General features: G+C 48.0%; 12 protein-coding genes and 6 tRNA genes. 15 read left to right on the top strand and 3 right to left on the bottom strand.

What is annotated here, in order from left to right; translation table 11 throughout:
* Positions 1–3 precede the first annotated feature (3 nt).
* From DHL47_RS12875 to DHL47_RS12850, 6 genes are all read left to right on the top strand, one after another.
* A tRNA-Phe gene (locus tag DHL47_RS12875) sits at positions 4–76 on the top strand.
* 15 nt (positions 77–91) lie between these two features.
* A tRNA-Tyr gene (locus DHL47_RS12870) sits at positions 92–172 on the top strand.
* 8 nt (positions 173–180) lie between these two features.
* Positions 181–251: transfer RNA gene (locus DHL47_RS12865), tRNA-Trp, on the top strand.
* Between the two features lie 10 nt (positions 252–261).
* Positions 262–334: transfer RNA gene (locus DHL47_RS12860), tRNA-His, on the top strand.
* A 13-nt stretch (positions 335–347) separates the two neighbouring features.
* A tRNA-Gln gene (locus DHL47_RS12855) sits at positions 348–419 on the top strand.
* Between the two features lie 8 nt (positions 420–427).
* Positions 428–511: transfer RNA gene (locus DHL47_RS12850), tRNA-Leu, on the top strand.
* A gap of 66 nt (positions 512–577) precedes the next feature.
* On the opposite strand, the gene DHL47_RS12845 is transcribed toward DHL47_RS12850, so the two are convergent.
* On the bottom strand, positions 578–811 hold the full coding sequence (locus DHL47_RS12845) for a hypothetical protein (protein WP_209552144.1): 234 nt from the start codon (positions 809–811) through the stop codon (positions 578–580).
* An 833-nt stretch (positions 812–1644) separates the two neighbouring features.
* On the opposite strand from DHL47_RS12845, the gene DHL47_RS12840 reads away from it, so the two are divergent.
* The 8 genes from DHL47_RS12840 to DHL47_RS12805 all read left to right on the top strand — a co-directional run bounded on the left by DHL47_RS12840 (position 1645) and on the right by DHL47_RS12805 (position 9311).
* The gene (locus DHL47_RS12840) at positions 1645–2088 is read left to right on the top strand and encodes a zinc-dependent MarR family transcriptional regulator (protein WP_128836829.1); all 444 of its coding nucleotides are present in this window, start codon (positions 1645–1647) and stop codon (positions 2086–2088) included.
* The gene (locus DHL47_RS12835; RefSeq protein WP_128836828.1) at positions 2085–2795 is read left to right on the top strand and encodes a metal ABC transporter ATP-binding protein; all 711 of its coding nucleotides are present in this window, start codon (positions 2085–2087) and stop codon (positions 2793–2795) included. The genes DHL47_RS12840 and DHL47_RS12835 overlap by 4 nt, the downstream gene beginning before the upstream one ends.
* Positions 2788–3594, top strand: coding sequence for a metal ABC transporter permease (locus DHL47_RS12830; protein WP_209552143.1), 807 nt, complete (start codon positions 2788–2790; stop codon positions 3592–3594). The genes DHL47_RS12835 and DHL47_RS12830 overlap by 8 nt, the downstream gene beginning before the upstream one ends.
* Positions 3595–3603: 9 nt before the next feature.
* Positions 3604–5106, top strand: coding sequence for a zinc ABC transporter substrate-binding protein AdcA (locus tag DHL47_RS12825; RefSeq protein WP_128836826.1), 1503 nt, complete (start codon positions 3604–3606; stop codon positions 5104–5106).
* A 432-nt stretch (positions 5107–5538) separates the two neighbouring features.
* A complete protein-coding gene (locus DHL47_RS12820; RefSeq protein ID WP_128836825.1) occupies positions 5539–5985 on the top strand; it encodes a CopY/TcrY family copper transport repressor in 447 nt (148 codons plus the stop codon).
* Positions 5986–5993: 8 nt separating this feature from the next.
* Complete coding sequence (locus tag DHL47_RS12815; protein WP_209552142.1) at positions 5994–8240, top strand: heavy metal translocating P-type ATPase; 2247 nt, start codon at positions 5994–5996, stop codon at positions 8238–8240.
* 13 nt (positions 8241–8253) lie between these two features.
* Positions 8254–8469, top strand: a complete 216-nt coding sequence (locus tag DHL47_RS12810; protein ID WP_209552141.1) for a heavy-metal-associated domain-containing protein — start codon at positions 8254–8256, stop codon at positions 8467–8469.
* A 266-nt stretch (positions 8470–8735) separates the two neighbouring features.
* Positions 8736–9311, top strand: coding sequence for a DUF6287 domain-containing protein (locus DHL47_RS12805; protein WP_209552140.1), 576 nt, complete (start codon positions 8736–8738; stop codon positions 9309–9311).
* A 400-nt stretch (positions 9312–9711) separates the two neighbouring features.
* On the opposite strand, the gene DHL47_RS12800 is transcribed toward DHL47_RS12805, so the two are convergent.
* Both DHL47_RS12800 and DHL47_RS12795 read right to left on the bottom strand, forming a co-directional pair.
* Positions 9712–10275: a TetR/AcrR family transcriptional regulator gene (locus DHL47_RS12800; protein ID WP_128836821.1), complete on the bottom strand. Its 564-nt coding sequence runs from the start codon at positions 10273–10275 to the stop codon at positions 9712–9714.
* A 183-nt stretch (positions 10276–10458) separates the two neighbouring features.
* A complete protein-coding gene (locus tag DHL47_RS12795; protein WP_209552139.1) occupies positions 10459–11085 on the bottom strand; it encodes a TetR/AcrR family transcriptional regulator in 627 nt (208 codons plus the stop codon).
* Between the two features lie 500 nt (positions 11086–11585).
* Here DHL47_RS12795 and DHL47_RS12790 point away from each other — a divergent pair.
* The coding region (locus tag DHL47_RS12790; protein WP_209552138.1) for a DUF1542 domain-containing protein at positions 11586–13474 on the top strand (1889 nt) is incomplete at its 3' end.

Here is a 13474-nt window from a genome sequence, read left to right as displayed (position 1 = left end):
TTTGGCTCGGTAGCTCAGTTGGTAGAGCAATGGATTGAAGCTCCATGTGTCGGCGGTTCGATTCCGTCTCGCGCCATCAATTTTATAGTTAGGAAGGGTAGCGAAGAGGCTAAACGCGGCGGACTGTAAATCCGCTCCTTCGGGTTCGGGGGTTCGAATCCCTCCCCTTCCATTACCTTTACGGGCATAGTTTAAAGGTAGAACTAAGGTCTCCAAAACCTTCAGTGTGGGTTCAATTCCTACTGCCCGTGTAAGATTATGGCGGGTGTGGTGAAGTGGTTAACACACCAGATTGTGGCTCTGGCATGCGTGGGTTCGATCCCCATCACTCGCCTTATTAATATTATTGGGGTATCGCCAAGCGGTAAGGCAAGGGACTTTGACTCCCTCATGCGTTGGTTCGAATCCAGCTACCCCAGTTATTTTTGCCGGCGTGGCGGAATTGGCAGACGCGCTGGACTCAAAATCCAGTGTCCGCAAGGACGTGCCGGTTCGACCCCGGCCGCCGGTATTGTTCTTTGTCTCTAAGCATTAGTTTAGAGGCTTTTTATTTTGTTTTGGTCAACTTTTGGTCAACTTAAATTTTTTCTTTTAACCCTTCCAGCAAACTTCTTACTCTTTGGTTTTCTTCCTCTGCTTTTTCTTTAGTTAAATGGCTGTAAGTTTCTATAATTCGGAAAAAGAGTTCTGCGCCAAGGGATTGATTGGTTAATCTTGCTGATTCAGCAATCGTTTGATAGTCAAAGACAAAGGAAGATGACAAAGCAAACTGATGCAGTTTGCGTTCATCAAAGAGCTTTGGTATAATCATCTTTGATTTTTCCAGAGGAGTACCGTCATTTCTTTTATCTTTTATTACTTTGTTAGCTCACAGTCCTTCTGGACTGTTGGAGGCTGGAGATAAAGGGAACGCCGTTCCCGGCTTTCGTTCAGCCCGAACCAAGAAACGAGATAGTGAGGTGGAAAGGTTGTGGATAAGGGTGGTAGGACAAAAGTGTTTCAGCCTCGCTTTATTTTGGTAAAAAATTTTTGACGCGGTAGCTGATTGGACTTTTTGTTCGTCTTTTAGACTCAAAAAAGCTATCCCCAACCTCTCCCAGTCCCCCGGACTGTTTTGACACAAACTGCGTTTGTTTTATCTCCAACCTCTCCCAGTCCCCCGGACTGGGAGAGCCTCGCGGGCTGGGAGTGAAAAGGCCTGGGAGACCTTTTCAGCCTGAGCTTAGAAACAAAAGAGCGAAGGGAACTAAATTTTTAAAAATTTAGTTCTTATACGGTATCTTCCAAAAGATGCATCCCTCTGTGGGTGAGGACGCAGCCATCATGGGAGTCTGTCCCAGCCTCATCAGCTGTACTTCCTCGCGGTCTTTTATCCGCAACCTCAAAGCAGTGCTTTGAGAGTTGCTGACACTTCCTATCGGAAGCTCCATCTGCCACCTCAAAACCTCCACTGAAGGTTTTGAGCAGCTCGCTGCCTGTATGTTAAGCGATAGGCTGAGACTGTCCTTCGGGCAGTTTCACTACTAAAAGCATACTAAAAGGTTGTATGATCTGTATTCTTATTTTCAGAAAAAGCTTGACTCTTTTTTTCTTTGTGGTATACTTAACTAGTAAAGTTTTAACTGGTTAAGAAATGGAGGGATAATGGTTTATTTAGCACAGAAGATAGATTCTTTTTTGAATGAAGTGGTTTTGAAGGCAGAGAATCAGCATGAAATTCTCATTGGTTCTTGCACCAGCAATGTTGCTTTGACCAATACTCAAGAGCATATTTTAATGCTGCTGGCGGAGGAAAGTCTGACCAATTCAGACTTGGCCAAAAGATTAAGTGTCAGTCAGGCAGCCGTTACTAAGGCGGTTAAATCCTTAATCAAGCAGGAGATGCTGGCAGCGTCTAAAGATAAGAATGATGCCCGGGTGACCTTTTACCGGCTGACGGATTTGGCTAAGCCGATTGCGGATGAGCATCAGCATCATCATGCCCACACCTTGGCCGCTTATGAAAATATAGCTGGACAGTTTTCAGAGACAGAGCAGGAAACGATTGAAAAATTCTTAGATGCTTTGGCAGGAGAGATGGGGAAATGAGATATATTACGGTAGAAAATCTTTCCTTTTACTATGATAAGGAGCCTGTCTTGGAGCATATTAACTACCATCTGGACAGTGGGGAGTTTGTCACCCTGACTGGTGAGAATGGGGCTGCTAAGACGACGCTGATCAAGGCTAGCCTGGGGATTTTGCAGCCCAAGCACGGTCAGGTGTCGATTGCCAAGTCCAATGTGCAGGGCAAGAAACTGCGTATTGCTTATCTGCCGCAGCAGATTGCTAGTTTTAATGCGGGCTTTCCCAGCACAGTTTATGAATTTGTCAAATCTGGGCGTTACCCCCGAAAGGGCTGGTTTCGCAGGATAAATGCCCACGATGAGGAGCATATCAAGGCCAGTCTGGAGTCGGTCGGGATGTGGGAGCATCGGGATAAGCGGATTGGTTCACTTTCCGGCGGGCAGAAGCAGCGGGCGGTCATTGCTCGCATGTTTGCATCGGATCCGGATATTTTTGTGCTGGATGAGCCGACGACAGGCATGGATGCGGGCAGCAAGGATGAATTTTACAAGCTGATGCATCACAATGCCCATCAGCATGGAAAAGGAGTGCTGATGATTACGCATGATCCGGAGGAAGTCCGAGCATATGCTGACCGCAATATCCATCTGGTGCGCAATCAGGACTCACCTTGGCGCTGTTTTAATATTCACGAGAGCGATCAGGAACAGGAGGTGAGCCATGCTTAATCTCTTCTCTTATGATTTTATGCAGCGGGCCTTTCTGGCTGTGATTGCCATGAGCCTCTTTGCGCCGGTTTTGGGAACTTTTCTGATTTTGCGGCGGCAGAGTCTGATGAGTGACACGCTCAGCCACGTTTCGCTGGCTGGGGTTGCCTTCGGTCTGGTTCTGGGCATTTCTCCAACTCTTTCAACGGTGATTGTCGTCATGATTGCAGCAGTCTTTTTGGAGTATCTGCGGACGATTTACAAGAATTTTATGGAAATCGGCACAGCCATTCTCATGTCTACTGGGCTGGCTATTTCTCTGATTGTCATGAGCAAGGGGAAGAGTTCCAGCTCAATGAGCCTGGACCAGTATTTGTTTGGCTCTATTGTGACCATCAGCGGGGAGCAGGTCATTTGGCTTTTTGCTATTGCGGCCGCGGTGCTGATTTTGACCTTCCTTTTTATTCGCCCTATGTATATCCTGACTTTTGATGAGGATACAGCCTTTGTGGATGGGCTGCCGGTGAGGACGATGTCCATTCTCTTTAATATTGTGACCGGCGTTGCTATTGCTTTGATGATTCCGGCAGCGGGGGCACTTCTGGTCTCGACCATCATGGTTTTACCGGCCAGCATTGCGCTGCGGATCGGGAAGAACTTCAGGTCAGTCATTCTGTTGGCTAATTTTATTGGATTTTTCGGCATGATTGCCGGCCTGTATATTTCTTACTATGCGGAAACGCCAGCGAGCGCAAGCATTACCATTATTTTTGTCGGTCTTTTTTTGCTGGTCAATCTTTTGAAAAAATTTATGAAATAGGAGCTGTAAATGAAAAAAATTGCTTTATTGCTAGCCGGTCTGCTCAGCCTTTTCTTGGCGGCCTGCTCTAATCAGAACAATGCGGACGGCAAGCTCAATATCGTAACGACCTTTTATCCGGTCTATGAATTTACCAAGCAGGTGGCTGGGGATACAGCCAATGTTGAACTGCTTATCGGAGCGGGAACAGAGCCTCATGACTATGAGCCTTCGGCCAAGGCTGTAGCTGCGATTCAGGATGCAGATGCCTTTGTCTATGAAAATGAAAATATGGAGACCTGGGTGCCGGATCTGCTTAAATCATTGACAAATAAGAAAGAAACGGTTATCAAGGCGACGGGGGATATGCTGCTTTTGCCGGGCGGTGAGGAAGAGGAAGAACACGACCACGGCGAAGAGGGGCATCACCATGAATACGATCCGCATGTTTGGCTGTCTCCAAAGCGAGCTATTAAAATGGTGGAGCATATCCGAGACAGTCTGAGCAAGGCTTATCCTGATCAGAAAGCTGCTTTTGACAAGAACGCAGCGGCCTATATCAAGAAACTGCAAGTCCTGGATAAGGAGTATGAAGAGGGGTTGGGCAAGGCCAAGCAAAAGAGCTTTGTGACCCAGCATGCAGCTTTCAACTATCTGGCTTTGGACTATGGCTTGAAGCAAGTACCGATTTCCGGTCTCTCTCCGGACAGCGAGCCCTCTGCTTCCCGCCTGGCAGAATTGACGGAGTATATCAAGAAAAATAAAATCAAATACATCTACTTTGAAGAAAATGCGTCTCAGGCTCTGGCTTCTACCTTGGCCAAGGAAACGGGTGTGACCTTGGATGTGCTCAATCCGCTGGAGAGTCTGACGGAAGAGCAGACCAAAGACGGAGCGGACTATATTTCCATTATGCAGGCGAATCTCAAGGCCCTTCAGCAGACGACAGACCAAGAAGGAGCAGAGATTGCAGCGGAGAAGGAAGAAGACAGTCAGACGGTCCAGAACGGCTATTTTGAGGACAGTGCTGTCAAGGACCGTGAACTGTCTGACTATGCAGGCGAATGGCAGTCTGTTTATCCTTATCTGCAGGACGGCACTCTGGATCAGGTCTTTGACTACAAGGCTAAATTAAAAGGAGATAAGACAGCTGCGGAGTATAAAGACTACTACAATAAGGGCTATAAAACGGACGTCTCTCATATCAATATCACAGACAAGACTATGGAATTTGTGGTAGATGGGCAATCCAAGAAATATACCTATAAATACGTTGGCAAGCACACGCTGACCTATTCTAAGGGAAACCGCGGTGTCCGCTTTATGTTTGAAGCGACAGATGCGGATGCCGGTCAGTATAAGTATGTTCAGTTCAGCGACCATAATATCGCACCGACTAAAGCGGAACATTTCCATATCTTTTATGGCGGCGAAAGCCAGGAAGCGCTCTTTGATGAGCTGGAAAACTGGCCGACTTACTACCCAAGCGATTTGTCCGGTCAGGAAATCGCCCAGGAAATGCTGGCGCACTAAGATGCAGCACAATCACTGAAGAATGACAAGCAAGCAGGCTGGAGGGAATGGCTCCGAGTCTGCTTGCTTTTTCTGTTGCCTTTTATTTTATACTCCCCAATGAAAATCAAAAAGCAAACTAGAAAGCTAGCCGCAGGTCGTACGCCAGTATAGCTGACATCTCTTATCGGAAACTTTATCTGCTGCCTCAAAACCTCCACTGGAGGTTTTGAGCAGCTAGCTGCCCTATTGTCCTGTACGTTAAGCGATAGGCTGAAACTGTCCGGGGGACAGTTTCACTGCTAAAAGCAAACTAAAAGACTATAGATTTTAGCTTGGAATCATCTCAATTTTTTTGGAAAAATAAGAAAAAAGCTTGACATTTTTCGATTACAAATGTAAACTAATAGAAGGTGTTGATTACGATTGTAATCAAAGAAAGAAGGAATGTGTATGGAACAGCAGAATATCAGTCAGGCTGAGTGGCAGGTCATGCGTGTGCTTTGGGCCTATCCTCACAGCCGCAGTACGGAGATTATCGAACGGCTGGAAGCGGATTTTTCTTGGAAGCCGGCCACGGTTAAGACCCTTTTGAATCGGCTCAAGACAAAAGAATTTATCGCGATGGAAAAAATTGAGGGAAAATTTTACTACGATGCCCTGATTTTAGAAGAGCAGCATTTAGAAAATACCTGGCAGGAGCTTTTTGACAATATGTGCAATACCAAGCATGGAGAACTGCTGGTTTCCATGATCGAGAGAAGTCAGTTCAGCCAAGGAGATTTGGAACGGCTGTCTCAGGCTATTGACAAGAAAAAAGCTACGGCTCCAGTTCAGCTTGTCTGTCGCTGCCCGCAGGGACAGTGCACTTGCGGCGCCCATGCCCGCCGCTGGAAATGAGGTCTGCCATGGAAGAACGAAAAGAATACAAACTGTCTGGCATGACCTGTGCAGCCTGTGCGATGAGCATTGAAATGGCGGTCAGAGACTTAGATACGGTAGCAGAAGCCAGTGTGAATCTGGCGACGGAAAAACTGACTCTGACGCCCAAGGCTGGTTTTGAGAGTCAGCAGGTAGTGGATGCTGTAGCTGAGGCCGGCTATCAAGCGGAGGAAAAAGCTGCAGGAAAGCAGTCAGACTATGCAGATCTTGCAGCGGCTAAGGAAGCGGATCTGAAAAGAAAAAAAGGGCAGCTGCTGCTTCTTGCAGCGGTGACCCTGCCCCTGCTTTATATTTCCATGGGCAGCATGATTGGATTTCCTCTGCCGGCCTTTCTGGATCATATGCGGGCTCCGCAGGTTTTTGTTTTGGCCCAGCTGCTTCTGACACTGCCGGCCATTTGGATTGGCCGTGGTTTTTATCAGCGGGGCTTTCGCAATCTCATCAAGAAGCATCCCAATATGGATAGCCTGATTGCTGTAGGAACCAGCGCTGCTTTTATTTATAGTCTCTATTCAGTCGGACAGGTTTTTCAGGGGCAGCATGCCTTTGTCCACCAGCTTTATTTTGAGTCGGTGGCGGTGATTATTAGTTTGGTTCTGCTGGGGAAATATCTGGAAGGCAGCGCCAAGGGCCGGACTTCGCAGGCGGTTCAGAGCCTGATAAAGCTCCTGCCTAGTCGGGCTACAGTCATCCGCCGTGGACAGCCGGTACTGGTCGATACAGAGGAGATTCGGGTTGGGGATCGCATCCGCATCAAGCCAGGAGAGCGAATGCCAGCTGACGGGATTGTGATTCAGGGGCAGACCTATGTCGATGAGTCTATGATGACAGGGGAAAGCCTGCCGGTAGCCAAGACAGTCGGTGACAGCATCACCAGTGCGACCATCAACCAGTCGGGCAGCATTGACTATGAAGCGACCAAAGTCGGGGCAGATACAACTCTGGCGCAGATTATCCGTCTGGTCGAGGAGGCGCAAGGTTCTAAGGCTCCGATTGCAGCTTTGGCAGATAAGATTTCTCTTTATTTTGTTCCCATCGTTTTAGGCTTGGCCTTTTTGGCAGCCTTGGGCTGGTATTTCTTGGCCGGGGAAAGCCTGTCTTTCTCCCTGTCGATTTTCATCGCAGTTCTGGTTATTGCCTGCCCCTGTGCTCTGGGTTTGGCAACACCGACTGCCATTATGGTGGGGACAGGAAAAGGGGCTGAAAATGGAGTGCTGATTAAGTCTGGTCAGGCTTTGGAAGCTGCTTATCAACTGGATACGATCATTTTGGATAAGACCGGAACGATTACAGAGGGCCGGCCCAGTCTGACGGATTTGCGGCCTGTGGGAGCCTTCTCCCGTCAGGACTTGCTGAGCCTTGCAGCCAGCAGTGAGCAGCATTCGGAGCATCCGCTGGCTCAGGCTATTGTACAGGCGGCTGAAGCGGAAGGGCTTGTCCTCAGCCCGGTCAGTGATTTTAAAGCTTTGTCCGGCCGGGGCCTGTCAGCTCAGGTGGAGGGCAGGAGTCTGCTCTTGGGCAATGAAGCTTTGCTGGCAGAAGCCGGTGTGGACAGCCGGTCTGCTAAAGAACAGCTGCTGGCTCTCGCTGCGGAGGGCAAGACGGTCATGCTGTTGGCTGTTGACGGCGAACTGGCTGGTCTTTTGGCTGTTGCAGATAGACTGAAGGAAAGCAGTCCGGCTGCTGTGCAGAAACTGCAGGCTTTGGGTTTGGAAGTGATGATGCTGACGGGGGACCGCAGAGAAACTGCGGATGCCATTGCCCGGCAAGTCGGTATCCAGCAAGTCATCGCCGGTGTTTTGCCAGACGGCAAGGCAGCTGCTGTTCAGAAACTGCAGCAGGAAGGCAGAAAGGTCGCTATGGTCGGCGACGGCATGAATGATGCACCGGCTTTGGTGCAGGCAGAAGTCGGTATTGCGATTGGCTCTGGGACAGACGTGGCTATTGAATCCGCTGATATTGTCCTGATGCACAGCGATTTGATGGATGTAGCAGCGGCTATTCAGCTCAGTCGGGCCACCATTCGCAATATCAAAGAAAATCTTTTTTGGGCTTTTGCCTACAATACTCTGGGCATACCCGTTGCCATGGGGCTGCTGCATCTTTTTGGAGGGCCTCTGCTCAATCCTATGCTGGCCGGACTGGCCATGAGCCTCAGTTCGGTTTCAGTTGTAGCCAATGCCCTGCGTCTGGGGCGCTTTAAAGTCCAATAAAGGAGGACAGAACATGAAACAAATTGTCACATTGAAAAATTTATCCTGTCAAAACTGCGTCAAGCATGTCACGGAGCATTTTCTGAGCATGGACGGTGTTACCGAGGCGGCCGTTGATCTGAACAGCCAGACAGCTGCTGTCACAACGGATACAGTATATTCTGCAGCGGATTACCAGGCTGCTTTGGCGAAAACCATTTATCAGGTTTCAGCTGTCAAAGAAGGCTAGACAGACTGGCTGGAGTCTCCTCCGGCTGAGAGTTTTTCTTTTTTATTCCTATGTCATTCGGTTTGCTCTGCTTCAACAGCCGGAGCCCAGAAGCACGAGAGTGCGGCGGGAAAGAGCATTAGTCGCTGTCCTGTCCGGTTTGCGGATGCATTTCATTGGGGAGGATCGAATTTATTCTGCAGGAATTTTCTTGTAAATTCATTTAAAAAAGTCTATAATATTACTAATCATTTGATTGATTCTATCTGCATCAAAAGGAGAAAAGCATGGAAAAGAAAATAATCCAGCCTTTGTGGACGGGACTTGTCGGAGGAGCAGTCTTGCTGGTGCTGACAGCCTGTTCGGGAGGCAGTCAGACAAATTCCAGTCAGTCTGCCAGCACCCCCAGCACAGCAGCCAGCAGTGTTGAGCAGGTTTCCAGTCAGGAAACAGCGTCTTCCTCTGCGGCCAGCAGCCAAAGCTCAGAGGCTTCCGGTACAGAAAAAGACAATGAAAAGGAGGCTGCTATGGATATTGCGGCACTGGCGCAGGGTGATTACAGCAGCGTGAAGGGGACCTGGCAGGATGCTTCCGGCAACCAGCTGGTATTTGACGACAAGGGCTTGGTTTCAGACTCTTATGAGTTTTACGGGGCTTCCCTGACGGACTATGGGACGGCTTCCGGCGGTGTCTATGGCGGCGAAACGGGTGGTTTTCTGTTGGAATTCATACCGAAGGGAATCACAGTAGCGGCTAAGGCAAACTTCAAAGATGATTCTGATGCAGCGCGTGACCGGATTTGGACCGGAGTCGGTCTGAATACGTTTGATGAGCAGGGAACTTTTTATTATCGGCTTGACTGAAGCAAAAAAAGACAAGGGAGATGAATCACCTTTGCCTTTTTTTATATAGCAAATCTATCTGACAGCCCTTCGGGCTTGACGAAAGTTGGGAACGGCTGTCCTTTTATCCGCCCCTTCAGCAGTCTGGGAGATGACTGAAGCAAGGCAAAACGCAGGGCCGGTTGGCTTTCGATTTTCGAAGAGTGGAATGGCCTGTGGGGTTAACATAGAAAGTGTAGTAATCTTTCAGCCTTGCTGTAGGCCAGTAAGCTGACACTTCCCAGCGGTCTTTCATCTGCAGCCTTAAAGCAGTGCTTTGAGGAGCTGACACTTTCTAACGGAAGCTCCGTCCACCGCCTCAAAATCTCCGCTGGAGCTTTTGAGCAGCTTGCTGCTTCGTTCTGAAAACTAAGAGGCTATATCAGTCAGAGACCACAAAATTCTCAATAGGTGTTGAGGTGACTTTGAGAAAAAGCTGAGCAAACTCTTCTGCAGGCAGGGGCTCATCTTTGACAATCCAAATCTCAATCAGAGAGTTAATCCATTTGACAATGATCTCGGTCCCCATCTCCTGCGGGATTCCCAGTTTTTGAGCATCAATATCCAGATTTTGCTCTGCCCACTGGGTAAAGAACCCAGTCAGATAATCCCTCCAAAAAGGATCAATAGCAGTGGTATAGAGGACCTTCATCCATTGACGGTGTCTGTAGATAGCGGGGATCATATGCTGGGAGAAGAAGACGATGGGATTTGTTTTCTCCTCTCCCTTATAGCTTTCATACAGCGGCAGGAAGGGACTCATGATGGTTTCCCGGATGTATTCGATGATTTCTTCCACATTGCTGAAATGCTTTTTGTAGATAGCCTGTCTGGATAAGCCGGCTTGTTTGGCAATTTCAGAGAAAGTGAAGTAGGACTTTTCTGGGTTCTGCTCGGCGAGTTCAATCAATGCATTAACAATTTTGTCTCTGGTATCTTGAGGCATAAGGACCTTCTTTCTTTTGCTGTTTTTGTTTGTTTGTCCTGCTGGAAGAATGGAATCATCCGGCAGGAAGGTTAACGACCTGTCAATCAAAATGATAGCACTTTCTTGTTTAAATGTCCAATTATTTCTGTGAATTTAAGCTAAAAATTAAAAACCAGTCTCAAAGTGCAGAAACTGGTTCTCTTATTTCTCTGGCTTTCTTCTGATGGGCTTAGCGATAACAATTTTGTTGGAAGAACGGACTTTGCTGTCATAGATAGCAAAGCTGGTTAGCGGTGAAGATACGAGATTGAGAAATATTTCTGAGAACTGTTGGGATGGAATCGGTTCTTCCTCTATAATCCAATTTTCGATAAGAGAATTGAGCCATTGAGCCAGCAGTGTATCCGCCATTTCCGGGGGGATTCCCAGTTTCTGATGGTTGAGCTGGAGATTTTGTGCGACCCACTCCCTGTAAATCGAGGTAATGAATTCGCGCCAGAAAGGGTCAATAGCTGCTGTGTAGAGGATTCTAATGCGTTTGTGCTGTTTGTAAATAGCCGGAATAACGGTTTGAGCGAAAAAGATGAAAGGATCGGGCTCCAAGGCCGCATCGTAGCTGTCGTAGAGAGGGCTGAACTCGCTGGTCAGCTCCTTTCGGATATAGTCGATGATTTCATCGGCGCTGTTAAAATGCCGCTTGTAAATAGCCTGTCTGGACAAGCCGGCTTCTTTTGCTATTTCGGTAAATGTGAAACGAGATCTGGCCGGGTGCTGCTCTGCTAATGCAAAAAAAGCATCCAGTATCCTTTCTCGGGTATTAAGAGTCATAAATTTATCCCTCCTATTCCATTTTACTGTTTAAAACTTAAATATGCTAGAAAATAGGACTCATTTTTCACTAAAAAAGTTTACATAGTGTAAAAGTGTCCTCTGGAAACAGAGGGAAAGCCTTAGGAAAGCAACTTTCTGTCCTCTTTATGGAGCTTTCAGCCAGCTTCTTCAAACGGAAGCGGCTCAGAATTGGACAAAATGTCCTGATTGTGCATATATTTTAAGATAAAATGCTTGTATTGTATAATTAATATGATAAAATAATAAAAGAAAGTTCTCTTGCTAAATAAGACAGAAGCGGCGGAGAAGCTTGGTTTTATAGTATAGTCGTTGCTCTTTTGAAACCCTTTTTGTTCCGGACTCTTCATCTGCAACCTCCCTGCCCAGATTGTTAGAGCTGACGAAGGTTGAAGAGATTTTCAAAGACTATAAAAGCAAATGGAAAAACTGCACCAAGAGGAATGCTTTTGAAACATGATGCAAACAAGGAGAAAAAGATGAAAAGAAGTGAAAAAGTTTTACGCTACTCCATTCGGAAGTCCCTTCTGGGAGTGGGATCGGTTGTGATTTGTGCCTTAGCTCTGTTTTGGGGGCATGGGAGTGCAGCGGCAGATGAGGCGGTTGCAGCGGCAGAGCCAGCAGTTCTTGAAGCTGTCCAGCCGCCGGCAGACAGTCCTGCGGCTGCTGAGGATCTGAATCAGCTCAAGGACAGTGCCAATGAGGAAGTCAGTGCATCTTTGGCTGAAAAACTGGCTGATTTAGAAGAAAATGTCAATCTTTCTGATGAGGAAAAACATTTTGCCGGAGAAGAAGCCCGCAAAACGGTTGAAGATGCCAAAAAGGTTATTGAGGCGGCGGAGAGCCAAGATAGGATTCATCAAGGCAAAGAAGGAGGTCTGACAGGAATTGCCGGCATCAATCCAGTCGGCCAAGATTTGTTTTTAGACGAAATTGAGGACGAAAAGGAAGACTTTGAAGAGCTGCTATCTGGCAGCGAAGCTTTGTCAGAGGCTGACAAGGCAGCTTTTAGAGAAGGTCTGGCAGCTGAAGCTGCCCGTGCAGCAGCTGCGATTCAAAAGCTGGCCGCTAATGCCGCCACGGCTGCAGAAGCTGAAGCGATTCAGAGCAAGGTGGCTGCAGAGGCAAATCACTTTCTGAAATTTGCTGCGGCTTCAGAGCTGGATCTGACCCTTGCAGCGAAGCTGGCGGATTTGAAGGAAAATCCGAATCTGTCAGAGGCAGAGCAGCAGTACTTCAAGGCTGAAGCTGAGAAAGCAGCGGGTTTGGCTAAGAGAGAGATTGAGGATGCAGAAGATTCGGAAGTATTTGATCAGGCTAAGGCTGTTGGACTTGCAGCTATAGCCGCGATTCATCCAGTCGGAAAAGAACTGATTTTAGAGGAAATCGAGGAAGACAGGACCGAGATTTTCAAGGCAATTGAGAGCAGCGACAGTCTTTCTGCTGAAGGCAGAGCAGCTGCTGAAAAGCAAGTCGGGGATGCTGCTAAGCGGGCCCAGGAGGCTGTTCTGGCCTATGACGAACAGGCGGACAATGCAGCAGCTGCGGAAAAAATCCAAGAGCAGATAGCTGCCGAGGAGCTGGGCTTTCTTAAAGTGTTGGCAGCTGTGAGAGTGGACCTTGCTGCTGCAGATAAAGCGGCGGATCTAAAGACCAATCCAAATCTTTCAGAGGCAGAGTTGGACGAAGCTCAGGAAAAAATAGAAGCGGCTGCAGCTGCTGCCAAAGAAGTCATTGAGCAGTCCGCAAGCCTTTCCGAAGCGGAGCAGAACCAAGCCAGCGGCATTGCTGTTTTTGATACGATTCACCCAGTCGGCAAAGAGCTGATTTTGGAAGAAATAGAAGAAGAGGCGGATAAACAGTTCCAAGCGATTGAGAAGAGCCAAAGCCTGTCATCTGCTGATAAGAGGAAGGCTCAGAATAAAATAGTGGAAGCTCTGAAAGCAGCCCATGAGGCTGTCAATCTGATGGCTTCAAATGCTGACAGCGCAGCGGCTGCTGAAAAGATCCAAGAGCAGATTGCCGATGAAGAGACCAAAGCCTTTGAAATTCTTGAGGCGATTGTCGAAGCAGCAGAAAAAAATACGGAAAGCAGCTCCATACCAAGCGACGCACCGCAGGCAGATGCTTTGCCAGAATTTCAGGGCGGTGTCAGTGATTCCGAACCTGTGACGGCTGAGTCTGAATCCTATGATTTAACAGGGATTCCGCCGGTTGTCAGCCAGCTTCCAAGTGATGCACCGCAGGCAGATGCTTTGCCAGAATTTCAGGGCGGCGTCAGCGATTCTGATCCTGTGACGGCTGAGCTGCCAGAGTTTATCTTAACAGCGGTTCAGAGTCCGACTGCTCAGCTTCCAAGTGATGCACC

The sequence above is a fragment of the Streptococcus panodentis genome (assembly GCF_017884005.1).
Taxonomy (GTDB): domain Bacteria; phylum Bacillota; class Bacilli; order Lactobacillales; family Streptococcaceae; genus Streptococcus; species Streptococcus panodentis.
Note: the sequence above shows the minus strand (reverse complement) of the source record. Positions and strands in the feature narration are given on the sequence as shown.

What these genes read in the sequence shown, in the direction of transcription:
- DHL47_RS12845 (WP_209552144.1), bottom strand. Translation starts at nt 811, where the DNA reads ATGATTATACCAAAGCTCTTTGATGAACGCAAACTGCATCAGTTTGCT.
- DHL47_RS12840 (WP_128836829.1), top strand. Translation starts at nt 1,645, where the DNA reads ATGGTTTATTTAGCACAGAAGATAGATTCTTTTTTGAATGAAGTGGTT.
- DHL47_RS12835 (WP_128836828.1), top strand. Translation starts at nt 2,085, where the DNA reads ATGAGATATATTACGGTAGAAAATCTTTCCTTTTACTATGATAAGGAG.
- DHL47_RS12830 (WP_209552143.1), top strand. Translation starts at nt 2,788, where the DNA reads ATGCTTAATCTCTTCTCTTATGATTTTATGCAGCGGGCCTTTCTGGCT.
- DHL47_RS12825 (WP_128836826.1), top strand. Translation starts at nt 3,604, where the DNA reads ATGAAAAAAATTGCTTTATTGCTAGCCGGTCTGCTCAGCCTTTTCTTG.
- DHL47_RS12820 (WP_128836825.1), top strand. Translation starts at nt 5,539, where the DNA reads ATGGAACAGCAGAATATCAGTCAGGCTGAGTGGCAGGTCATGCGTGTG.
- DHL47_RS12815 (WP_209552142.1), top strand. Translation starts at nt 5,994, where the DNA reads ATGGAAGAACGAAAAGAATACAAACTGTCTGGCATGACCTGTGCAGCC.
- DHL47_RS12810 (WP_209552141.1), top strand. Translation starts at nt 8,254, where the DNA reads ATGAAACAAATTGTCACATTGAAAAATTTATCCTGTCAAAACTGCGTC.
- DHL47_RS12805 (WP_209552140.1), top strand. Translation starts at nt 8,736, where the DNA reads ATGGAAAAGAAAATAATCCAGCCTTTGTGGACGGGACTTGTCGGAGGA.
- DHL47_RS12800 (WP_128836821.1), bottom strand. Translation starts at nt 10,275, where the DNA reads ATGCCTCAAGATACCAGAGACAAAATTGTTAATGCATTGATTGAACTC.
- DHL47_RS12795 (WP_209552139.1), bottom strand. Translation starts at nt 11,085, where the DNA reads ATGACTCTTAATACCCGAGAAAGGATACTGGATGCTTTTTTTGCATTA.